We start from the raw sequence: 22084 nt of genomic DNA on the forward strand, positions 1-22084 counted from the left end.
ACGTCGCCCGATGCTGCCTCCGTGCCATGGCGTGCCTTCCTGGTACCCCGCGTTGCCGTCGTTCCTGTATCGGAGACGGCACGGGCATCAGGGCGACAACACAAATCCGGAAACCGACGTGCGGAAGCAGTCCCTCAGGAGGCGCAGCTCAGAGACGTTCGCCGGCGCGTACCTCCGCGCTGACGGTGTTGGCCTGGGGCGCGAGCGGGCACTGCCAGCGCGGGTTGTAGCGACAGGAGGGGTGGTAGAGGAAGTTTAGGTCGACGACCAGGGTCTCGGCGGTGCCGGCCAGGTCGGCGCCCTTGGCGGTGTCCAGCAGGTAGCGGCCGCCGCCGTAGCTCTCCCGGCCCGAGGTGCCGTCCCGCAGCGGGACGAAGAGGCCGCCGGCGTACTGCTGCAGCGACCAGACCTCCAGCGTCGCGTTCAGCGGATCCGGCAGGGATATCCGGCCCAGGGACCGCATCCGGGTGGCGCCGTCGCCGTCGGTGGGTATGGACAGCTCGGCCGGATCGGCGGTGGTTCGCAGGGGCAGGCCGAAGCGCAGCGCCGGATCGTAGGGCCAGTACGGCAGGCCGGTCTCCCGGAGCGGGTCGTCGACGGGGAGCGGGGACTGCGGATGGCTGCGGAACAGGGCGTCGCGCCCGGCCCGCCACAGCGCGTGCCCCTGCTCCGGCTTGGGTTCGGCCCGGACCGCCGCGTAGAGCGCGCCGACCTGTCGACGCCAGTCGGTGAGCTCGAACTCTGTGACACTCATGCAGTCCTCCGCCAGATAGGCCAGATAGCCGGTGCCGGAGGGGTCCGCCGCCGGTCGCCAGGCCATCCTGCCCCGGCCGGCCCGCCGCACACCGGGTGCCCGGCCGACCGTCACACCCCCGTAAGGGGTGCGAGGTCAGCGAGCGGGGCGCCACATGGTGGTCACCACATGTCCGGTGGCGGTGGTGATCCGGTCCCGGGCGGTGAAGCCGGCCCGCTGGTAGCGGGCGTTGTTGGCGGGGTTGGACGACTCCAGGTAGGCGCAGGCCCCGAGGGCGTCGATCCGGGCCAGGCTCTCGGTCACCAGGCCCATCCCCAGCCCCTTGCCGCGGTGGTCGTCGTGGGTCCCCAGCAGGGTCAGGTAGTAGTGCGGCTCGCTCGGGCGGGCCGCCTCCAGCTGGCGGGAGATCTCTTCGATCGCTGCTGCTGCCACCGGACCGGCGCCGCTCACGAGGAGCTGCTCCAGGGCGTGCTCCTCCTCGGGAGTCAGCTCGATGCCGCCCGGCGGGATCCACACGGCGACGGCCTCGGCCCGGGGCGTCACCAGGGTCCACGGGTAGCGCAGCGCCGAGGTCACATAGAGCCGCCACATGGCCGCCGCCTGCGTGGCGCGCCGCTCGGCATCGGGGAAAGCCGGCCCCCACAGCGGATCCTCGAAGAACGCGCTGGTCAGGGTGGCCACAACAGCATCGATATCAGCAGCGACAGCCACCCGCGCGGGGGCCACCGCTGGGGGTGTGGGGCGAGGTCCAGTGGTCATCGCTCCACCCTAGCCGGGCGACGTCCAGCCGGTTCAGTTGCGCAGGGCGGCGCGGATCAGGGTGGCGTTGTCCTGTACGGGTTGCCCCGTGCGGTCGGTTTGCACGTCCTCGAGGCCGATGCGTCGAGCCAGCCCGAGGTCTGTCGCCAGGTCGAACACGGGCACAGCAGCATTCCATGTCGGGAGCGGGCGGGCGGTCGGGTGGGCGGGTGGGCTCGCTCGGGAACCGGGGCGGGGACCGGGACGGGCCTCCTGCCGTGTGTGTCGGTCCACGGGGGGAAGGTGTTGATCGAGGGATCGAACAACAGGAGGCATCGTGCTGCTCGCCGAGGGTGGAGCTGGGGTCTTCGGCTGGATCTGGTTCGTGGCGCTCGCCGCCGCCTCGGTGGCCGGCCTGTGGTTCTACACGAACAGGCGTCGCTGACCACGCCATCGGTGCCTGGCCGCTCAGCGGTGGGCGGCGGTGAGCTGCTGGAACCACTGCAGGATCCTCGGGTAGGAGACGTGGGCGGAACCGAAGTGGTCGACGTCGCCGGCGTTGACGATCGGTGCCTGGACGCCGTTGGCGGCCAGGCTGCGCTGGCAGGAGAGCGTGTTGGCGACGGCCACGTCCCGGTCCAGGTTGCCGTCGTAGAGACGGACCGGGGCCTTCGGGGCCCAGTCGCTGCAGACCGCGTCGTCGGTTCGCACGATCCGGGCGAGGGCGCCGGTGGGGTGCTTCAGGCGCTCGATGAACTGCGGGGTGAGCAGTTCCTCCGGGGTGCCGGGGAGCCCGGCCACGATCTGCTCGTCGGTGTGGCTGCCGTCGAAGAGGGTCTCGACGGTACTGGCGTAGGGGGCTCGGAAGGCTTCGGCGGGGGAGTGGTAGAGCGGGTGCAGCCGGTTCCAGGCGGTGATGGCGTAGGCCAGGTAGAAGGCCGCGGTCGGTGGTGCGAGCCGTCCGTCGAACGCGGCGGGCAGCTCGGCGCCGGCGAGGTCGTAGGGACCGCTGACGGGCGCGAGCGCGCCCAGCCGCAGCCCGGGCACGGCGCCGCGCTGCAGTGCCCGGCCGAGGCCCAGCGCGGCGGTCGCGCCCTGGGAGAAGCCGGTGGCCAGCACCTTTCCGTCCATGGTCACCCCCTTGCCCGCCTCGAAGGTCCGCGCGGCCTTCAGCATGTCCACCGAGGCCGTTGTCTCGGAGTCGATGTCCATGTACGGGTGCGGCCCGGTGCCGAGGCCGAGACCCAGGTAGTCCGGGGCGACGGCGGCGAAGCCCGCACCGGCGAACATCACGCTCACCGCGCGGTCGGCGCCGTCGTCGACCGAGGCCGCGTCGCCCCGGTAGGGGAGGGTGCCGTGGGTGTACTCGACGGTGCTGAGCTGCTGCGGGCTGCGCCGGGAGGCGCTGTGCGGCAGGGTGACCAGGCCGCTGGCGATGGTCGCCCGACCGGTGGGGGTGACCGTCCGGTAGGTGAGGCGGTAGAGGTCGACACTGTCCTGCGCGGCCGGGGCGGGGAAGCCCTGGTCGCGGACGTAGGCGGTGGCCTGGGCGGCGGTCAGGCTCTCCAGCGGGGTGGCGGAGACCAGCGCGCCGCGCTGCAGGCCGGCCGGGCCGGGCTTGGCGGCGGCCAGCGTCGGCGCCGCGGAACCCAGCGCCGCGCACAGGCACAGGGCGCCGATCACGGCCGCGCGGGGCTGGATCCGGCGGGCGGAGGCGGTTCGCTTGCTGAGGGGACTCGACATCGGGATTCGCTTTCTCCGGAGAGCTGCTGACAGGGCATCACTCTTCCGTTCCGGACGCGCCGATCCCATGGCGCTGCGACCCGTGTCGGGGTGGGGCCAACGGGGTGGGGAAAACCCCACCCCCGGCCGTGACTGACCATGCGTCACCCGGACGCGCCTAGGATTGCCGGATGACAGAGATCTCGCCGTTGGTGGCGCTGCTGGGCCTGGAACCCCATGTCGAGGGCGGCTGGTTCCGGGAGACCTGGAAGACCGCTGACGTGGCGGTGCCGGCGGGCTATCCGGGTCCTCGCGCCTTCGCCACCGGCATCTACTTCCTGCTGCACCCCGGCGAGGTCTCCCGCTGGCACCGGGTCCGCTCGGATGAGCTCTGGCTCTGGCACCGCGGCGGCCCGCTCCGGCTGCGGCTGGGCGGCACCGGCGACGCCCCGGAGGCAGACGCCCCGGAGGCCCCAGCCTCGGAGGCCCCGAAGGACGGCGCGGCCTCCGTGCTGGGCCCCGGTGTGGAGCACGGGGAGCGGCCGCAGCTGCTGGTGCCCGCCGGGACCTGGCAGACCGCCGAGCCCGCCGGAGACCAGCCGGTCCTGGTCAGCTGCGTGGTGGCACCGGGCTTCGACTACGCCGACTTCACCCTGGCCGACCTATGACCCCTAGGATCCCGACGACCCCTGCCAGGGCACGGCTGCCGCGAGCGGCTCCCAGAGGCCGGTGAGGTCCAGGACGCGGCGCAGTGGCGCCGAGGCCCGGACCAGCTGCAGGGCGACCCCGTGCCGCGCGGCCTGCTGATGGGCCTGGAGCAGCGCGGACAGTCCGCTGGCGTCGCAGAAGTCGACGAGGACGGCGTCGACCTCGATGCGCCGGACTCGCGGCTCGGCCAGCACGTCGTCGACGGCTGCGGTGAACTTCGGCGCGGTGTGGAGGTCGAGGTCTCCGGAGACAAGGATCTGCGCACTGCTGCACTCCTCGAGCACGGCGAGGACAAGGGGAGAGGTGTGGCCCATGGTGAGCGCCCAAGGTTGTTGTTCGTCAGTCGAGTTGGAGTTCGCGCACAGCTAATCATGTCCATGGCATATGCGCGACAGGGCGAGGGCGGCCGAGGCCCGGCCGGACGGCTCCAAGGCGGCGTTCAGCGGCGTTCAGGGGCGCTCGGCTTCCGCTCGGCTTCCGCTCGGCCTCCGCGTGGCTGCCGAGGGAGAAACCTCAGCTGACCTGGGACGGGAGGCGCAGGTCGGTGGTGTCTGCGAGCGCGGACAGGGCGGGCAGCAGCGCGGCGATGTCGACGAACGCCTGCCGTCCGATGCCCCCGGGGCGGAGGCGGTGACAGGTGAGCGCGGCGGTGTGCGTGCCCTTCAGCGGCAGCGGCATGGCGAAGAGAGCCCGGGCCCGGTCCTGGAGCGCGGCCGGGGCGAAGGTCGGCCAGCGCCGCCGGGCCGCGGCCAGATCGGGCTCCAGGCAGGCCTCGTGGTGGTGGATGGCCTCGACGCCGGGACCCTCGCGCAGCTGGTACTGCAGGTCCTCCAGTCGGGCCGCGAGCGCGTTGCTCGCCAGCAGCGGGAAGGGGGAGAGCGGCGTGGTCCGGCCCGGTCCACCGAGGAGGGTGACCGCTACCCCGTCCACCTGCAGCGCCTCGGCGCACTGGACGGCCCACTGCGTCAGCAGGCCCTCGCGCTGACTGGTGGACAGGAACTCGATCAGTTCCCTGATGCTGGAAGTCGCCATTGCCATCCCCTGGTTCACCCGGTGCGACCCGTGGCCCTGAGGGGTGTGCGCAGCGGGGGAGCCAGTGTGCACCCATGACGGGGGTCTGCATAGGCGTTTGGCATATTTTCGAGGAGCTGGTCAGCATTAAGCTCGTCTAAAAACCACCGTATGTTCCGATATGGAATCCCGCCGTCCTGATGGACGGAACCGCAGGTGGGGCACCTGGGGAGGGTGATGGCCGCGGGGCGCGGGTGGCTTGACGGAGCCTCAGGGCCGGGCCAGGATCGCCGAGCAAGTTAGGAAGCTTTCCTAGATGCCCTATCTCGGCGACCCTCACGCGCTCGATAACCCTCAAGCTCTCGGCGACCCTCACAGGAGACAACCCCCTCATGGCCCCTCGTGCAGCACACGGCCTGCGGCGTCGCAAGGTCAAGCATCCCGCGGTGATGGCCGGAGCCGCGACCGTCGCGGCCGGCGCCCTGGTCTTCACCGGCATCCAGGCGATGGCCTCGACCACGTCCAACCGGGCGACGACGACCAACGTCGCCACCTCGGCGCAGCTGACGGCGGCGTTGGCCGCGGTCAAGCCGGGCGGGACGATCAAGCTGGCGAACGGGACCTACTCCGGCCAGTTCAAGATCACCACTCCGGGCACGTCCTCGGCGCCGATCACGCTGACCGGTGCGGCGGGCGCGGTGCTGACCTCCTCGGGCGGCAACGGCTACGGGCTGTGGCTCAAGGGCGCGCCGTACTGGCACCTGACCGGCTTCACCGTCGACCACTCCACCAAGGGCGTGGTGCTGGACGCCTCCAGCCATGTCACCATCGACACCCTGTCGGTGCACGACATCGGCTACGAGGGCGTGCACTTCCGCTCCGGCAGCGCCTACGGGATCATCCGGAACTCCAGCGTCCACGACACCGGCACCAGCGCTCCCGACTACGGCGAGGGCGTCTACGTCGGCTCCGCCAACAGCAACTGGAGCCAGTACGCCGGACCCACCGGCGTGGACGCCTCGGACTACGTCCAGGTCCTGAACAACAGGATCGGCCCCAATGTCGCGGCCGAGGGGCTGGACATCAAGGAGGGCACCAAGGGCGGCACTGTCAGCGGCAACACCTTCGACGGCACCGGTGAGAAGAACCAGAACTCCGGGGACTCCACCATCGACGTCAAGGGCGACGGCTACACCGTCAGCGGAAACACCGTCAGCCACCCCTACACCGACGGCTTCCAGGTCCACAACGTCTACGCGGCGTACGGCTGCGGCAACACCTTCGCCGGCAACACCTTCACCCTGGGCAGCGCCCCCGGCTACGGCATCAACGTCACCGACAACAGCAAGTGCGGCGTCAAGAACATCGTGGCCGGCTCCAACACCTCCACCGGCGGCAAGGGCCTGACCAATATCGCCACCACCAAGGTGTCGGGCGGCCCGGCCACGGCGGCTCCCTCCTCGGCCTCGGCCTCGGCCCCTGCCTCCGCGAAGCCGACGGCCACAGCGAGTGCCAAGCCCAAGCCCACGACGTCCGGCGCTGCCCCGGGCGGCAGCGCGGCAGGCCTGACCGACCCGCGCAAGAAGGAGATCGCGATGGAGCTTGTCTCCAGTGCGGAGAACTCCTCGTTGGACTGGAAGGCGCAGTACAAGTACATCGAGGACATCGGTGACGGGCGCGGGTACACCGCGGGGATCATCGGGTTCTGTTCGGGGACCGGTGACATGCTGGAGCTGGTGCAGGCGTACACCGCGACCGAGCCGGGCAATGTCCTGGCGAAGTACCTGCCGGCGCTGAAGAAGGTCAACAACACGGACTCGCACGCCGGACTCGGCAACGCCTTTGTGGCGGACTGGAAGACCGCGGCCAAGGACACGGTGTTCCAGACCGCGCAGAACAACGAGCGCGACCGGGTGTACTTCAACCCGGCCGTCCAGCAGGCCAAGGCGGACGGGTTGCGGGCGCTGGGGCAGTTCATCTACTACGACGCGATCGTGATGCACGGTCCGGGCGATGACCCGACCAGCTTCGGCGGGATCCGCAAGACTGCGATGAAGAAGGCCAAGACCCCCGCTCAGGGCGGCAATGAGACCACGTACCTCAACGCCTACCTGGACGCCCGCAAGGCGGCGATGCTCACCGAGGCCGCCCACGACGACACCAGCCGGGTCGACACCGAGCAGCGGGTCTTCCTCAAGGCCGGCAACCTCGACCTCAACCCCCCGCTCACCTGGAAGACCTACGGCGACAGCTACACGATCACCAGCTGAAGCCGGTCCGGTCCGTTCCGTCTCGCCCCCGCCCTCGCCCCCGCCCCCGCCGCGGCGTCTGCCCGAGGTGCGGGGGCGGGCGTGGGGAGGCCCAATGGTGACTATGAGTGGTATCGGCGACGTCGGCGCAGCGGGAGACGAGGGTTCCGGTTCCGCGCCCTGGGACCGGGGGTTCCGGCTGGCCTACCAGCTGGCGCTGGATCTGGCGCACCGAGCCGATCCGACCGCGGAGATCCTGCGCGGGGACTGGTGGAACTATGTGGTGATCGCTCCTCGTGAGTGCCCGTTCAACCAGTGGGCCTACCGGCAGGGGCTGCTGCTGCCGGCGGGTGGGGATCTGGCGCTGCCTTTCCACGGCTCCTACACCCAGGTCCGGGCGCTGATGCGCGGCCTGGTCACCTTTATGCCGCCGGGCGGCGCCGAGAGCTACTTGGACCAGGTCGGCCACGAGCCGCCGGCCGAGTGGTTCCGGCGGACTCGTGAGCTGAACGGGCCTCAGCCAGGGTGAGGCCGCAGGGTCTGCCTCAGGCTCGGTGGGTGACCGTGCCGTCGACCATCGTCAGGCGGATCGGGGCCTCGGCCAGTTCGTCCGGGGGCGCGGTGAGCGGGTCGACCGCGAAGGCGGTCAGGTCGGCCCGGTAGCCGGGGGCGATCCGTCCGGCCAGGTGGCCCTGCCCGGTGGCGTGGGCGGCGTGGCTGGTCATGCCCTCCAGCGCCATCAGCGCGGTGAGCGCCTGGCCCGGCAGCACCGGTTCGGCGTCGGTGCCCGGCAGCCGCCGCAGCTGGGCGGTGGCGAGCACCTGGCGCGGGTCGAAGTGGGCGATCGGCCAGTCGGAGCCGAGGACCAGGGTGGCCCCGGAGTCCCGCAGATCCCGGCAGCACCAGGCCCGGTCGGCGCGTTCGGCGCCGACCCGGCTCGACCACTCGTCGCTGTGGTCCGCCCTGGTGTAGGCGGTGTGGGTGGGCTGCATGGACGCCGCCACGTCCAGCTCGGCGAACCGCCGGATCTGGTCGTACGGGAGGGTCTCGATGTGCTCGATCCGGTGCCGCACCGTCCCGCTGGTACCGACCAGGGCATCCAGGGCGTGGCGGACGCCCGCGTCGCCGATGGCGTGGGTGGCGGCCTGCATCCCGGCGGCGTCCAGGCGTCGCACCGCCCGGGTGTAGTCGGCGGGGTCGTGCCAGAACGAGTCGGTGCTCTCGCCGTGGCAGTCGGCCCGGTCCAGCCAGGCCGTGCCGCCCTCGACGGTGCCGTCGACGAAGAACTTCACGGCGTCCACGCTCCAGCGCCGGCCGCCGGTGCCGCGCAGGGTGAGCAGGTGGTCGATCTGTGCGTCGATGTTGCCGGGCATGGCCCAGGGGGCGATCCGCAGCCGCAGCGGCAGGTCCTCGATGCCGGCGATCAGCTCCAGTGCGTCGCCCTCGGCGTCCATCACATGACCGCCGGTCAGGCCGGTGGCCGCCATGGAGTGCAGCAGCGCGAGCACCTGGGCCCGGCGCTCGGCCAGGTCCGCGACCGGCATCACCTGCCGGACCAGGCTGATCGCGCCGTCCTCCAGCAGATGGCCGGTGGGACGTCCGGCGCTGTCGCAGACGATGCGGGAGCGGGAGGCGAAGTCGCGCGGGCCCTCGATCTTGGCGGCGTGCAGCGCGCCGGTGCTGGCCAGGGCCGAGTGTCCGTCGTAGAGGACCAGCAGGGCCGGGATGCCGTCGAGCAGGTCGTCGATCAGGGTGTTGCTGATCGGCTGCCCCTGGAAGGCGTTGTGGTCCAGCCCGAAGCCGGAGATCCAGCTGCCGGGCCCGGCCTCCCGCACCGCGCCGGCCAGCGCGGCGCGCAGGTCGGCCACGCTGCGACAGCCGGACAGGTCCAGGCCGTTGAAGCTGGTCGCGCCCATCACCGGGTGCATATGACCGTCCGTCAGGCCGGTTGTGAGGGTGGCGCCGTGGAGGTCGAGGACGGTGGTGGACGGGCCGCGCCAGTCGGCGGTGTCGCCTACCGCGACGATCGTCCCGTCCTTGATCGCCACACTGCCCGCGCTGTCCGCGCCGCCCGCGACCGGATTAACCGGGTCGAGGGTGTGGATCCTGGCTCCGACGATGATGGTGTCGGCGATGCCGGTGTCGGCGATGCCGGTGTCAGCTGTGGACATGGACGTTCTCCTCCTGGACGAGCTGCGGCTCCGTGCCGAGCCGGGCGTAGACCTGCGGACGCTTGACCCGTAGCCACAGGGCCAGCACCAGACCGATCGCGATCATGACCGGGACCAGTCCGACCAGGACCGCGTTCACGGAGTCCGAGGCACCGCTGAGCAGCGCAATCTTGGTGATCATGAGATAGAGGGCGGTGGCCATGCCCAACGCGGCCAGCAGCGGGGCGACCACCGTACGCAGCCGCCCCTCGCTGTGGTCGATGCGGCGGAAGTAGAGCGGGACCGCGACCGCGACCATCGCCTGCAGCAGCACCAGGCCGATCACGCCGGGGGTGTTCACCCAGATCAGCAGGTTCAGGTACGGGTCCAGGCCGGCGATCGCGAAGACGGCCACCACGACCACCGACAGCAGGGTCTGGATCCCGCCGGCCACATAGGGCGAGCCGGTCCGCGGATGCAGCGAGCCGAGCCTGGCCGGCAGCATGCCCTCGCCCGCGATCGCCTTGGTGTAGCGGTTGATGGCGTTGTGGAAGGCCAGCAGCGAGGCGAGGGTGCTGCTCAGGATCAGCAGGTGCATCAGGTCGGTGGCCCAGCGGCCGACATAGGTGTCCATCTCGGTGAAGACCAGCCCGGCCGGGTCCTTCGCGGCGGCGGCCTGGACCTGGGCCGAGCCGAAGCCCTGGATGATCGCCCAGGCGATGAAGCTGTAGAACAGGCCGAGGAAGGCGACCGCGATGTAGGTGGCGCGGGGGATGGTGCGCTTGGGGTCGCGGGCCTCGGAGCGGTAGATCGCGGTGGACTCGAAGCCCATGAACGCGGCGAAGGCGAACACCAGCAGCGAGCTGGTGGAGCCGTTGAACACCTGCTTGGGCGCGTAGGACTGCAGGTCCAGGCCGTGCGCGCCGCCCTTGGCCAGGATCGCGGCGGCCAGCAGCACCAGGATGCCGGACTCGGCGATCATCAGCACTGCCAGCAGCTTGGCGCCGAACTCGATGCTGCGGTAGCCGGCGAACCAGACCAGGGCGACCCCGACCAGGGCGTAGAACGGCCAGGGCAGGTTCACCCCGAGCAGGGTCTTGACCGTGCTCTGGGCGGAGACGCCCAGCAGCCCGTACATGCCGATCTGCACCGCGTTGTAGGACATCAGCGCCAACACGGCGGCGGCGATGCCGGCCGGACGGCCGAGCCCCTGGGTGACGTAGGCGTAGAAGGCCCCGGCGTTGGAGACATAGCGGGACATGGTGGTGAACCCGACCGCGAACACGGTCAGCACGATTCCGGCGATCAGATAGGCGGAAGGGGCGCCGATGCCGCCGACCAGGATCGCGTAGGGGGCGACTCCGGCCAGGATCATCAGGGGGGCGGCCGCGGAGATGACAAAGAACGCGATGTCACCGGTCCCGAGGGTCCCGCGGCGCAGCTGTGGCTCCATGGGTGGCCTTCCAAGGTCGTGGGGGTTGAACCAGGCAGGGGGGGTTAATCTAAACCGATTAGGTTTAGGTTTCGGGCAATATAGCCTCAGCGGCGGCGTACGCCAAGTGGCGCAGGTCACAGGTCGGATCACAGCGCAGGTCAACAGGAGGAGACAGGGATGGCACGGCCCCGGAAGACACTGCTTGATCTGGAGCGCATCGCGGACACCGCACTGGAGTTGGTCGACGAGACCGGAGACTTCACCGTGCCGGAGATGGCCCGGCGCCTGGGCGTGCAGACGGCCTCCATCTACCACCACGTGGACGGCCGTTCGGGCATCGTGGAACTGCTGCGGGTCCGGGTCGGCGCGGAGGTCGACTTCACGCTGCTCCAAGGCCGCGCCTGGGAGCCCGCGCTGCGCGCCTACGCCCACTCCTACCGGGCCGCGTTCGCCGCGCACCCGCATGTCGTGCCGCTGCTGACCGGCGCAACGGTGCGCGCGCCGGAGGTGCTGGCGTCCTACGAGCAGTTCGTCACGCTGATGGAGCAGGCCGGGTTCCCGGCGGAGGTCATCATGACCGCGCTCACCGCGTTCGAGAACTTCATCCTCGGCGCGGCGCTCGACCTGGCCGCACCCGAGGTGATGTGGGCGATCCCGCCCGGCACCGAGGCCCCCCGCCTGGCCGCCGCCCTCGCCGCCCAGCCGACCGGCACCAGCCGCGCCGACCGCGCCTTCGACTTCGGCATGACTGTGTTGATCAACGGCTTCGCCGACCTGCTGAAGCCTCATGAGTGAGCGGACCGCAGCAGCCGACGCCCTGCAGGACCGCGCCGCGCTCTGGAGTATCGGCGCGGCGCAGGCACACGAGGTCGTCAGCGCCGCGTGCGACGCCCTCGTCGCCGGGCTCGACAGCCCCACCTTGGGGATCCTGGCGTCACGTACCCGCGCCGAGGCTGACTACGACGTCCCCGAGATCCTGCCGGCGGCCCTCGAGGAACTCGGTCTCAGCTACTACCCGCCCGGGAGTCGCGCCGGCGAAGAGGCCGTCGTGCGAGCGCTGGCCGGCCGACTGCTGGCGGGCGAGCTGACGCCACGGGAGCTGGCCGCCCGGGCTCATCAGCACTTCGGCCATCGGCTTCCTCTGGCTGAACGGCTCGCCGAACTCGACGACGAGTACGACACCCTCGAGTACGGCGACAGAACACCCGCCCAGGTCGACGGCGACGTCACCGCCGAGGCGCGCCGTCTGGCGCAGCGAGCGAGGCCGGGACGGGTTCGATGGCCGAGGTAGGGCGCGTGCCGAGGGCGATCCCGAGATCCTCGCTGACGCTGCGCTGATGATGGACCGCTACCTCTTCGCTCCGGCTGACGGGCCGTCATCGGAGTAGCGGTTGTAGGCTCGTGGAGGGGGCAGTACGTCCGCGGGGTGACTGGAGGCGCGCGGTGGATCTGGAGATCGTGGGGCGGGCGTTGTCGACGTTGCCCGGGGATGACGACCATCCGTACCGCACCGGGCCCTGGCGGCCGCAGGTCACCGAGTGGCGGGCGGACGATCTGGAGGTGGTCGGGGAGATCCCGGCTGACCTGGACGGCGTCTATCTGCGCAACACCGAGAATCCGGTGCACCCGGCGGTTCGGCTCTACCACCCCTTCGACGGGGACGGCATGGTGCATGTGGTCGGCTTCAGGGACGGCAGGGCGTTCTACCGCAACCGCTTTGTGCGTACCGACGGCTTCGCCGCCGAGCAGCAGGCGGGGCGGGCGCTCTGGGCCGGGATCGCCGATCCGCCGGCGCTGTCCCGCCGCCAGGACGGGTGGGGCGCGCGGACCAGGATGAAGGACGCGTCCAGCACCGACATCGCCGTGCACAACGGCGTCGCCCTGAGCAGCTTCTGGCAGTGCGGCGACCTCTACCGGCTCGGACCGCTCAGCCTGGAGCCGCTCGGCAAGGCGAGCTGGCACGGACGCTTCCCGTCCGACTGGGGTGTCTCCGCGCACACCAAGGTCGACGAGCACACCGGTGAGCTGATGTTCTTCAGCTACAGCACCGAGGCCCCCTACCTCCGCTACGGGGTGGTCGACGCGCAGGACCGGCTGGTCCACACCACGGACGTGCCGCTGCCCGGGCCGCGGCTGCCGCACGACATGGCCTGGACCGAGAACTACGCGATCTTCAACGACTTCCCGCTGTTCTGGGATCCGGAGCTGATCGCCCGGGGCCGCTACGCCTCCCGGTTCCACCCGGAGCTGCCCAGCCGGTTCGGGGTGATGCCCCGGCGCGGGGGCCCGAGCGAGATCCGCTGGTTCGAGGCCGACCCGACCTTTGTCCTGCACTTCACCAACGCCTACGAGGACGGCGAGGAGATCGTGCTCGACGGCTTCTTCCAGGGCTGCCCCGAGCCGCCCGATCCGCTGGGCGCGGGAATCCACCAGCGGATGTTCCGGTTCCTGGCGCTGGAGCGGCTGCAGGCCCGACTGCACCGGTGGCGGCTGAACCTGACCACCGGTCAGGTCAAGGAGGAGGACCTGAGCGACCGCTGCACCGAGTTCGGGATGATCAACCCCGGCCACGGCGGACGCCCCTACCGCTACGCCTACGCGGCCACCCAGAAGCCCGGCTGGTTCCTGTTCGACGGCATCGTCAAGCACGACCTGCTCACCGGGAACGAGGAGCGGTACGCGCTGGGGGAGGGCGTCTACGGGAGCGAGACGGCGATGGCGCCGCGAACCGGTGGGACCGCGGGGGAGGACGACGGCTATCTGGTGACGCTGACCACCGACATGAACACCGACCGCTCGGAGTGCCTGGTGTTCGACGCGGCCAGGCTCACCGACGGGCCGGTCGCCCGGGTGCGGCTGCCGGAGCGGATCTCCAGCGGCAGCCATTGCACCTGGGCGCCCGGGGCGTCGCTGCCCGGCTGGCGCGACGCATGACGTAGCAGTGGGCTCAGCCGGTCGGGCCGTGGTTGCTGTCGCTGTCCCTCAGTTCGGCGAAGGCGGCGAACTGGTCGAGCAGGCCCTGCGGGGCGTCGTCGGCGAAGCAGAGCACCAGGTTCTCGGCGGACTCGGCCGCCGACGCCTCGCTGCGCGGGAACAGGGCGTCCTCGTAGGCGGCGAGGGCGGCCTCGGCGTCGCCGGGGTGGGCGGCCAGGGCGAGACCGAGTTCGGCGCCGTCCAGCATGGCCAGGTTGGCGCCCTCGCCGGCGAACGGGGACATCACGTGCGCGGCGTCGCCGAGCAGGGTGACGCCGGGCACGCGCTCCCAGCGGTGCCCGACCGGCAGGGCGTGGATCATCCGCGGGATCAGCGGGCTGTCGGCCTCGGTGACCAGGTCGCGCAGGCTCTGGTGCCAGTCGGTGAAGTGCTCCAGTACGGCCGCCTTGGCCGCGCTGTCGTCGTTGAAGTCCACGCCGGTGATCCAGCTCTCGGGGGTCTTGAGCGCGGCGTAGATGTGCAGGCTTCCGTCGATCTCGCGGTGGGCCAGGAAGCCCTTGCCATGGCCCAGGGCGAAGAGCATCCCGCCGCCGACGACGGCCGCGGCCGCGGGGTGGCGGGTGTCGGCGTCCAGCAGGTCGAAGTCGACGAAGGACAGGCCGGTGTAGACGGGGGTGGCGCTGGACACCAGCGGCCGGATCCGGGACCAGGCCCCGTCCGCGCCGATCAGCAGGTCGGTGCTGAACGTCGTGCCGTCGGCGAGGGTGACCTCGTGCCGGCCGCCGTCCAGCGGGCGGGCGGCGGTGACCTTGGCGCCCCAGCGCACGCTGCCCTCGGGCAGCGAGCCGAGCAGCAGGTCGCGCAGCTGGCCGCGCTCCACCTCGGGACGGGTGCCGTCGCCCTCGTCCTCCTCCGCCATCCGCACCGTGGCGTGCTGGTCGAGGACGCGCATGGCCTCGCCGCCGGGGAGCACCAGCTTGCGGAACTCGTCGTAGAGCTCGGCGGCGCGCAGGGCGACCTGGCCGGAGTCCTCGTGGATGTCCAGCATCCCGCCCTGGGCCCGGGCGGTGGGGGAGGCGTCGAGGTCGTAGAGGACGGACTCGATGCCGTGGACGTGCAGGACGCGGGCGAGGGTGAGGCCGCCGAGGCCGGCGCCGACGATGGTCACGGGGTGGTGCGTGGTCATGGGGTGCTCCTGAAAGAGTGGTGGGTCAGCTCCGCTGAGGGGTTCCAGGCGGGCCGGTGTCGGGCTCGGGGGCGGCCAGGATGCCGCTGATCAGGGCCTGGAAGCCCCAGGCCAGGCGGGCCTGGCCGGTGCCGCTGAGCAGTTCGCCGCTGAGGGCGGCGATGTGGGGGTGGCGGGTCTCGGAGGTGTTCCGCAGGGTCGCGGTGAGGGCGTCCCACTCGTCCTGGGCGTCGATGGACTGGCTCCGGGTGGACTGCTCGGCCGCGGTCGAGGTGGCGAACAGCAGCAGCAGGTCCACCGCCCAGGCGGCCCGGGCGGGCGGTAGGCCGCCCTCGCTCAGCAGCGCCAGCAGCGCCTCCACCAGGTCGAGGTAGTGCGCGCCGACGGGCCGGGCCACCAGCGCCGACCCGGCCAGCGCGGGGTGCTCGAACAGCACCTTGATGTAGGAGGTCAGGATGCGTGTGAGCCGCTCGCGCCAGTCGCCCTCGGCGGCCTCAGCGGTTCCGGACCCGGCGGCCCGCGCGGGGGTCAGGTCGACCGATCCGAGCAGCTCGTCGAGGATCGCCGCGTGCAGTTCGGCGGTGTTGCGGACGTAGACGTAGAGCGAGGCCGGGCCGGTGTCGAGCTCCTGCGCCAGGCGGCGCATGGTGACCCGTTCGAGCCCCTCGGCGGCCATCAGGTCGACCGCGGTGGCGACTATCCCGCCGCGGGTCAGCGCCGGTTTCGCGGGCCGCTCGCGGCGGCTCCGGGGTTCCTTGGCGTGTGCTGTCATGCCTCCACAGTAACGAACCCGATCGTCGCGAACAAGTTCGCCGCGAACTTGTTCGTGACGAACATGTTCGTTAGCTTGGAAGGGAGAAATCCGGAGCGCCATTCACCAAGGAGCTGATCACCATGACCACCACCGCACCCGGGGCCGCACCCGGCAAGCCCGACACCCAAGCACCTCCAAGCCCCGCCGCCGCGCCCCATGTGCGCTGGATTCTGTTGGGCGTTATGCTCGCGATGCTGCTGGGCATGCTCGACAACATGATCGTCGGCACCGCGATGCCGACCATCGTCGGCGAGCTCGGCGGCCTGAACCACCTCTCCTGGGTGGTCACCGCCTACACCCTGGCCACCGCCGCCTCCACCCCCATCTGGGGCAAGCTCGGCGACATCTACGGACGCAAGAGCGTCTTCCTGACCTCGATAGTGATCTTCCTGCTCGGCTCCGGGCTCTCCGGCGCCGCGCAGGGCATGGACCAGCTGATCGCCTTCCGCGCCCTGCAGGGCATCGGCGCCGGCGGTCTCGCGGTCGGCGCCTTCGCGATCATCGGTGAGCTGGTGCCGCCGCGCGAGCGCGGCCGGTACCAGGGAATGATGGCCACGGTGATGGCCCTGGCCACCATCGGCGGCCCGCTGCTCGGCGGGTTCATCACCGACCACGCCGGCTGGCGCTGGGCCTTCTACATCAACCTGCCGCTGGGCCTGGTCGCCCTGGTCTGGTGCCAGCTGACGCTGCACCTGTCGAAGAAGCGCCCCGACGCGAGCATCGACTACCTCGGCGCGGTGCTGCTCACGCTGACCATCATCTCCGCCGTCCTGGTCACCACCTGGGGCGGCACCACCTACGGCTGGGGATCCGCACAGGTGCTGACCGCGATCGCGGTCGCCGTGCTGGGCCTGGCGGCGTTCCTGTGGTCGCAGACCCGTGCGGCCGAACCGATTCTGCCGCTGAGCCTGTTCCGCAGCCGCAACATGAACCTCGCCTCCTTCCTCGCCCTGGTGGTCGGGGTGGCGATGTTCGGCGCGGTCAGCTTCCTGCCGCTGTTCCAGCAGACCGTCCAGGGCGCCTCGGCGTCCAACTCCGGGCTGTTGCTGCTGCCGATGATGATTCCGATCGTGATCGTCTCGCAGATCGTGGGCCGGGTGATGTCCAAGACCGGCCGCTACAAGGTGTTCCCGATCCTGGGCGCGGCGTTCCTCACCGCGGGCTGCGTGCTGCTGTCGACCATGGACACCTCCACCGGCCGGCTGACCGCGGGCCTCTACATGGCCCTGCTGGGAGCAGGCATGGGCTTCCTGATGCAGATGGTCGTCCTGATCGCGCAGAACAGCGTCGAGCTGAAGGACATGGGCGCCGCCTCCGGTGCCTCCACTCTGTTCCGTACGCTCGGCGGCTCCTTCGGGGTGGCCCTGTTCGGCGCCCTGTTCAACCGTCAGATCGCGGCCGGTGCGGCCGGCCACGCCCAGGGGGCAGGGGCCGGAGCCCAGTTGGACCCGGCGGCGCTCGGCAGGCTGCCGGCCGCGGTCAAGGACGCCTACCTGCACTCCGTCGCGGCCGGCATCCACAGCATCTTCCTGTGGGCGGCGGCGCTGTGTGCGGTGGCGTTCGTGGCGGCGTGGTTCATCAAGGAGATTCCGCTGCGCGGGAAGCCGGGCGGTGCTGCGGCCCCGACGCAGGCCTCGACGCAGGCCCAGGCGCAGGCGCCGACGGAGGCCCCGGCTGCCGCCCCCGCCACCGCCTCCGTTGCCCCGGGCGGCGACCGTTAGGCCGGGGATCCCCGGCCCGGCGCGGGCGGCCTGTACGGCTATTCGGCGTGGCCCTTCAGTGCGGCGCGGGTCTCCTCGACCAGCGCCCGCGCCTCGGCCACCGTCGCCGTCAGCAGGTCGACTGTCCCGCCGGACGCCCCCAGCAGGCGGCGGACGCGTGGGCCGAAGCCGGTCGGCGCGGCCGGCAGGGTCTCGGCGACGGCCAGCGCGCCCTTCTCATTGAGGCACCAGCGCCGGTCCTGGGCGAACAGCGCCTGCACCAGCACGCCGACGGCGCGGGACAGGCAGAGCGAGACATGGAGCGTGTCCGCCCGGGCCGCGCCCTTGGCAGCGGCGTTGACCAGGAACTCCGCCTCCCATGCTCCCGCTGTCAGCGCCTCGCGCAACTGCGCGGGGTAGGCCGACGCCTGCTGCTGAAGGTCCGTCAGTTCACCCCCGGGGTCGGCCAGTACCTGACCGAGCGCCACCTCGCCCGGGTAGCAGGGCGACCAGAAGCCGAGCGGGTGCCCGGGCTGCATGCCCACCTCGTACCGGCCCTCGCGGCAGTCCGCCCACACCCGCTCGACCCGGTCCAGATCCCGCAGGATCCAGTCCACCGCCACGCCGTCGACTTTCAGCCACGCGCCACCGTTGACCCAGGGGCCCCAGCCGCCCGGGCCGGCCACCTCCACCTCGGGGCCGGCCAGCGTACGCAACGCGGCGAGATCGAGCCCGCCGCGGTAGTAGACGCCGAGATCCCAGTCCGATTCCGGCCGGTGCTCACCGCGCGCCCGGCTGCCGCCGAGCAGCACTCCGACCACGCCCGGCACCTCGACCAGGCGGTTGGCCATGCCCTCGATGATCATCTGCATGGAGCGAGTCTGGCAGCCGACCGTGCGTCGGGCCAGTGCCCCCGCGGTGTTGTCAGCTGCTTCGAGGTGACGTCGCGTCAGGTGCTGGTGGTGTGGGGCGGATGCCGGTGCAGGACGGCGCGGCCGGTCAGCGTGTTCATCCGGTTCTGCAGCGCGGCGGCGGCCCGGGCCGGGCCCACCATCGACGCCTGCAGCCGCTGGGCCACGTCGAGGTGGTCCGCGGTCCAGATTATCCTGATCGCGGTGCCGGTGCCCTGCCCGTCGTCGCCGGTCAGATCCCGGTGCACCGCGTCGATCAGCCGGCCGTCGGCCGTGCTGTCGTGCGGCAGCGGATCGGGGACCTCGCCGTAGCCGCCCAGGGCCCGCGCCGCCTGCTGGTACCAGCCGCACAACTGGCTGCCTGCGGCGAGGATCTCCTCCCGGGCGGCGGTGCGGTCACCGGCCGGCGGGTGGTCGTCCCGCTCCCACAGGTCGAGGATGGCGTCGGCGGTCAGCCGCAGCACGGCGACCGTGGTCATCAGCACCGTCACGTCCGCCAACGGCAGTTGCTTGGTGCCGCGTTCGGCGAGGAAACCGCGGAAGGCGTCGTCCAGCCGGCGGGCCGCCGCCGCGGCGTTCCGGCGCTCGTCCTCCGGGGTCGGGGCGGTCGGCACCAGCGCGTCGCAGCGGGTCACCCCGTACTCGATGGCACGACGCAGATAGCGGGCGCTCTCCGCGATCGCCTCGGCCGTCGCCTGCCCCAGCGCGGCCCCGGCACCACGGGGCCAGAACAGTGCGCCCACCCCGACGCTCACGCCCACGCCGATCGCGATGTCCTCGATCCGCACCAGGCCGATCGTCCAACCGGCCGGATCGATGATGGTGAACAGGATGAGCAGGGTGGCGGTGAAGCCCGCCTGGCCCGCGGCGAAGGAGATGGCGGCCGGGGCGAGTCCGGCGAACACGATGGAGAGCGGCAGCAGGAACCAGAACACGGTGGTGTCCGAGCCCAGCGCGAAGATCAGCGCACCGCCGACGACGATGCCGACCACTGTGCCCAGCAGCGCCCGTAGCGCGTTCTGGCCGGTCAGCAGGGCGTTGGAGCGGAGCACCGCCATGGTGCCGAAGACCACCCAGAACGAGTGCTGGACGTCGGCCAGTTCGGCGACGAGGACGGCCAGGCCGAGGGCGACCGCGCCGCGGAGGCTGTTGTGCAGCCAGACCGAGTGCGGTTCGACATGGGCCCCGGCCCGCTCCTGGGCCGAGGCCAGCGGGGAGGCCACACCGGCGGGCTGCCGGCCGAGCGCACGCTGCCACCACGGGCGCCGGGCGGCGGCGGCGCCGCGTTCGATGTTCAGCGCGATCGCGGAGATGGCGAAGCTCATCTCCTGGGCGCGGAAGCCGGGTTCGAGGGAGCTGATCAGCTCGGCGACGCCCGGTTGCTGTTGTTGCGGTTGCGGTTGCGGTTGCGGTTGCGGTGAACTGTCGTTTTTCGCAAGGGGGTTGGGAGCTACCGAGGTCACCGTGCGCTCCATGGCCGTGCGGGCGTCCTGGAGCCGCTTGAGGTCCAGTCGGAGCCCGTCGAGCCCGGGGCCGTCGAGTTCGCCGGTGGCCGGATCCAGTTGGTCGGCGCTGTGCTCCAGCAGGTCCGCCGCGGCGAGCTTGACCCCGCAGACGACGGCGTCGGACGGCGTGGCGGGACCGCTGATCGGCATCCGCTCCAGGATCTCCTGCAGCCACACCACCTCGTCGACCAGCCGGACCAGGGTGCGGGCCGCGGTGCTCAGGCCGGTCGGCCGGTAGGGGGTGCTGAAGAAGGAGGTACGCAGCGCGGTCACGGCGGCGGTCGCCTCGGCCGTCAGCCCGTCCTGGGCCGACCGCCGGTCCGGCGCGAAGTCCGCCCGTACGCAGTCGACCTCGGCGCGCAGCCGCCGCGCGAGCAGGGCGCAGCACCGCGCGGTTGCCGCCCGCAGCGGCTCCCGGGCCGGGGCCGGCCACAGCACGGTGATCGCGATCATGGACGTCGCCCCGGCCAGCAGGTAGCCGCCGAGCCGGTCCGGGATCGAACCGACCGGCCCCGGCAGTGTCACCGCCAGCGTGAAGCTCGCCAGCAGGGCGGTCGAGGAGCCGGCGAGCACCGAGCTGACGATGCCGGAGAACAGCACGCCGAAGGCGACCAGGGACGTCACCACGGCGGCCGACCAGATCGAACGCGAAGCCAACGTCCCCAGGGAGACCAGCACTGCCCCGGTGGCCACCAGCGCGCCCTGGGCGACCAGGCGTTCGCGCAGCGGGCCGCCGAAGTCGACGAAGAGCAGCAGCGAGATCGAACCGAAGGCCGCGAAGACCGCTATCGTCGGGTTGCCGATGACCTCCTCGGCGAGGGCGAAGAGCCCGGGCGCGACGATCGCGGCGCGGCAGGACCGTCGCAGAGCCGTCAGCCCCGGATCGCGCGTGCGCAGCAGCTGCAGGACGTTCACGGGCGGTCCCCCTGGTCGGTGGTGTGGCAGGTCGGGGCGTTCGATGCGCCCAGTATCGGGCACGGTCGGGGCGGTGCCCTGGGACGACACCTGGTCCTGGGGCTTTCCGCAGCCCATGGACTGTCCGAGCTGCGCGGTAGGGTCCCTGGCATGGCAGCTGGAATCGATCTGACCCTTGACTGCACAGATGCGCAGCTCCTCGCTGCTTTTTGGAAGACGGCGCTGGGCTATGTCGATGAGCCTCCCCCCGCTCCCTTCAAAACCCGCGCGGAATGGCTGGGGCAGTTCGATCTGCCGGAGGACGAATCCGAGGACGACGGGGCTTGGCTGTGCGATCCCGACGGAATCGGCCCTCGGCTCTGCATTCTCAAGGTCCCCGAGCCGAAGTCGGCGAAGAACCGGCTGCATATCGATATCCGGGTATCGGGGCACGGTGGTCCCGATGAGCGCTGGGCGCGCATCAAGGCGGAGTGCGAGCGGCTGGTGGCAGCAGGCGGAACCGTGCTGGAGGAGTCCGACCGGCACCACGTGGTGATGGCCGACCCGGAGGGCAATGAATTCTGCGTCGGCACGGCTGCGGTCCCGGCTGCGGTCGCGGACGGAAGTTGACGGAGGGTGAGGCCATGAGTTCGAGCCCGGCTCGCAATCGGGTGACGCCGATGGGCGACATCGTCGCCATTCCGCTCAGGGGCGCCTACACCGGCAATCGGGGAATCCTGCACTCGGGCGGGCGGATCGTGCGCAACCATGCGAGCGATCTCTGGATCACCTGTGTGCTGAGCTTCCAGGGCCGATGGCGCGAGCAGTGGCAGCCGGGGCACTACACCCATCTGTACTTCCACGACGAGGCCGTCTCCCTGGCCGCCGGGCACCGCCCGTGCGCGGAGTGCCGACGCGGCGACTACAACGCTTTCCGGACAGCCTGGGCCACGGGCCTCTCCGTGGAGCCGCCGTCGGCCCGGACCATGAACCGTGAGCTGCACGGGGAGCGGATGCTTCGCGGCACCAGCCGTCGCCGACTGCACTCCGTGCCGTGGGCGGAGCTTCCTGACGGTGCGTTCGTACGGCTCGACGGTGCGTCAGCGCTGGTCCTCGGCGGGGCATTGGTCGAGTGGACCGAGCAGGGGTACGGCGCCCGCCGGGGCCGGCCCGCGCGGGGGGTGGTCGACGCGATCACGCCGCCCTCGACGCTTGCCGTGCTGCGGGCCGGCTACTCCGTTCAGATCGACGACTCCGCCCGCTGACCGCCGCCTGCCGTTCCGGGCTGCTCCGGGCCGCAGGCGGGGCTCAGGCAGGCCGCAGGCGGGGCTCAGACGGGCCGCAGGCGAGGCTCAGTCGTGTGCAAAACCTTG

21 protein-coding genes and 1 pseudogene are annotated in these 22084 nt (G+C 71.4%); 10 read left to right on the plus strand and 12 right to left on the minus strand.

The window, feature by feature from the left end; genetic code table 11:
- Window positions 1-148 precede the first annotated feature (148 nt).
- The 4 genes from ACXKR8_RS45865 to ACXKR8_RS45880 all read right to left on the minus strand — a co-directional run bounded on the left by ACXKR8_RS45865 (window position 149) and on the right by ACXKR8_RS45880 (window position 3235).
- On the minus strand, window positions 149-754 hold the full coding sequence (locus tag ACXKR8_RS45865; protein WP_458270469.1) for a DUF1684 domain-containing protein: 606 nt from the start codon (window positions 752-754) through the stop codon (window positions 149-151).
- Between the two features lie 135 nt (window positions 755-889).
- Window positions 890-1435, minus strand: a complete 546-nt coding sequence (locus tag ACXKR8_RS45870) for a GNAT family N-acetyltransferase (protein ID WP_458270470.1) — start codon at window positions 1433-1435, stop codon at window positions 890-892.
- 111 nt (window positions 1436-1546) lie between these two features.
- Window positions 1547-1678 carry a hypothetical protein gene (locus ACXKR8_RS45875; RefSeq protein ID WP_458270471.1) on the minus strand — a complete coding sequence of 44 codons (132 nt, stop codon included), beginning with the start codon at window positions 1676-1678 and terminating at the stop codon, window positions 1547-1549.
- A gap of 282 nt (window positions 1679-1960) precedes the next feature.
- On the minus strand, window positions 1961-3235 hold the full coding sequence (locus ACXKR8_RS45880; RefSeq protein ID WP_458270472.1) for an alpha/beta hydrolase family protein: 1275 nt from the start codon (window positions 3233-3235) through the stop codon (window positions 1961-1963).
- Window positions 3236-3405: 170 nt separating this feature from the next.
- Between ACXKR8_RS45880 and ACXKR8_RS45885 the strand changes: the two genes are divergently transcribed.
- On the plus strand, window positions 3406-3882 hold the full coding sequence (locus ACXKR8_RS45885; protein ID WP_458270473.1) for a cupin domain-containing protein: 477 nt from the start codon (window positions 3406-3408) through the stop codon (window positions 3880-3882).
- A gap of 3 nt (window positions 3883-3885) precedes the next feature.
- On the opposite strand, the gene ACXKR8_RS45890 is transcribed toward ACXKR8_RS45885, so the two are convergent.
- Together ACXKR8_RS45890 and ACXKR8_RS45895 are read right to left on the minus strand one after the other, a co-directional pair.
- The gene (locus tag ACXKR8_RS45890) at window positions 3886-4236 is read right to left on the minus strand and encodes an STAS domain-containing protein (protein WP_458270474.1); all 351 of its coding nucleotides are present in this window, start codon (window positions 4234-4236) and stop codon (window positions 3886-3888) included.
- Window positions 4237-4435: 199 nt separating this feature from the next.
- Window positions 4436-4954: a hypothetical protein gene (locus tag ACXKR8_RS45895; RefSeq protein WP_458270475.1), complete on the minus strand. Its 519-nt coding sequence runs from the start codon at window positions 4952-4954 to the stop codon at window positions 4436-4438.
- Window positions 4955-5439: 485 nt separating this feature from the next.
- Between ACXKR8_RS45895 and ACXKR8_RS45900 the strand changes: the two are divergent.
- From ACXKR8_RS45900 to ACXKR8_RS45910, 3 genes and pseudogenes are all read left to right on the plus strand, one after another.
- Window positions 5440-6060 (plus strand): annotated as a pseudogene (locus ACXKR8_RS45900) (right-handed parallel beta-helix repeat-containing protein); the annotation flags it as partial.
- A gap of 300 nt (window positions 6061-6360) precedes the next feature.
- Entirely contained in the window at window positions 6361-7203 is an 843-nt protein-coding gene (locus ACXKR8_RS45905) for a chitosanase (RefSeq protein WP_458275249.1), read from the plus strand.
- A gap of 103 nt (window positions 7204-7306) precedes the next feature.
- Entirely contained in the window at window positions 7307-7711 is a 405-nt protein-coding gene (locus ACXKR8_RS45910; RefSeq protein ID WP_462100127.1) for a hypothetical protein, read from the plus strand.
- Between the two features lie 16 nt (window positions 7712-7727).
- Here ACXKR8_RS45910 and ACXKR8_RS45915 read toward each other — a convergent pair whose 3' ends face one another.
- Window positions 7728-9353, minus strand: coding sequence for an amidohydrolase (locus ACXKR8_RS45915; RefSeq protein WP_458270477.1), 1626 nt, complete (start codon window positions 9351-9353; stop codon window positions 7728-7730).
- The gene (locus ACXKR8_RS45920) at window positions 9340-10785 is read right to left on the minus strand and encodes an APC family permease (protein WP_458270478.1); all 1446 of its coding nucleotides are present in this window, start codon (window positions 10783-10785) and stop codon (window positions 9340-9342) included. Before ACXKR8_RS45920 ends, ACXKR8_RS45915 begins: the two co-directional genes overlap by 14 nt.
- 159 nt (window positions 10786-10944) lie before the next feature.
- Here ACXKR8_RS45920 and ACXKR8_RS45925 point away from each other — a divergent pair, with 159 nt between their 5' ends.
- From ACXKR8_RS45925 to ACXKR8_RS45935, 3 genes are all read left to right on the plus strand, one after another.
- A complete protein-coding gene (locus ACXKR8_RS45925) occupies window positions 10945-11562 on the plus strand; it encodes a TetR/AcrR family transcriptional regulator C-terminal domain-containing protein (protein WP_458270479.1) in 618 nt (205 codons plus the stop codon).
- On the plus strand, window positions 11555-12058 hold the full coding sequence (locus tag ACXKR8_RS45930; RefSeq protein WP_458270480.1) for a hypothetical protein: 504 nt from the start codon (window positions 11555-11557) through the stop codon (window positions 12056-12058). Before ACXKR8_RS45925 ends, ACXKR8_RS45930 begins: the two co-directional genes overlap by 8 nt.
- Window positions 12059-12210: 152 nt before the next feature.
- Window positions 12211-13701 carry a carotenoid oxygenase family protein gene (locus ACXKR8_RS45935; protein WP_458270481.1) on the plus strand — a complete coding sequence of 497 codons (1491 nt, stop codon included), beginning with the start codon at window positions 12211-12213 and terminating at the stop codon, window positions 13699-13701.
- Window positions 13702-13714: 13 nt separating this feature from the next.
- On the opposite strand, the gene ACXKR8_RS45940 is transcribed toward ACXKR8_RS45935, so the two are convergent.
- Both ACXKR8_RS45940 and ACXKR8_RS45945 read right to left on the minus strand, forming a co-directional pair.
- A complete protein-coding gene (locus ACXKR8_RS45940) occupies window positions 13715-14887 on the minus strand; it encodes an FAD-dependent oxidoreductase (RefSeq protein ID WP_458270482.1) in 1173 nt (390 codons plus the stop codon).
- 25 nt (window positions 14888-14912) lie between these two features.
- Window positions 14913-15659: a TetR/AcrR family transcriptional regulator gene (locus ACXKR8_RS45945; protein WP_458270483.1), complete on the minus strand. Its 747-nt coding sequence runs from the start codon at window positions 15657-15659 to the stop codon at window positions 14913-14915.
- Window positions 15660-15781: 122 nt separating this feature from the next.
- On the opposite strand from ACXKR8_RS45945, the gene ACXKR8_RS45950 reads away from it, so the two are divergent.
- Window positions 15782-17422 carry an MDR family MFS transporter gene (locus ACXKR8_RS45950; protein ID WP_458270484.1) on the plus strand — a complete coding sequence of 547 codons (1641 nt, stop codon included), beginning with the start codon at window positions 15782-15784 and terminating at the stop codon, window positions 17420-17422.
- A 38-nt stretch (window positions 17423-17460) separates the two neighbouring features.
- Here the strand turns inward: ACXKR8_RS45950 and ACXKR8_RS45955 are convergent, their stop codons facing one another.
- Window positions 17461-18273, minus strand: a complete 813-nt coding sequence (locus ACXKR8_RS45955) for a nucleotidyltransferase domain-containing protein (protein ID WP_458270485.1) — start codon at window positions 18271-18273, stop codon at window positions 17461-17463.
- Window positions 18274-18350: 77 nt separating this feature from the next.
- A complete protein-coding gene (locus tag ACXKR8_RS45960; RefSeq protein ID WP_458270486.1) occupies window positions 18351-20732 on the minus strand; it encodes an FUSC family protein in 2382 nt (793 codons plus the stop codon).
- A 150-nt stretch (window positions 20733-20882) separates the two neighbouring features.
- On the opposite strand from ACXKR8_RS45960, the gene ACXKR8_RS45965 reads away from it, so the two are divergent.
- Together ACXKR8_RS45965 and ACXKR8_RS45970 are read left to right on the plus strand one after the other, a co-directional pair.
- Entirely contained in the window at window positions 20883-21341 is a 459-nt protein-coding gene (locus ACXKR8_RS45965; RefSeq protein ID WP_458270487.1) for a VOC family protein, read from the plus strand.
- Window positions 21342-21355: 14 nt separating this feature from the next.
- Window positions 21356-21976, plus strand: a complete 621-nt coding sequence (locus ACXKR8_RS45970) for a hypothetical protein (protein ID WP_458270488.1) — start codon at window positions 21356-21358, stop codon at window positions 21974-21976.
- Window positions 21977-22084 lie beyond the last annotated feature (108 nt).

It is taken from the genome of Streptacidiphilus sp. PAMC 29251 (assembly GCF_054208735.2).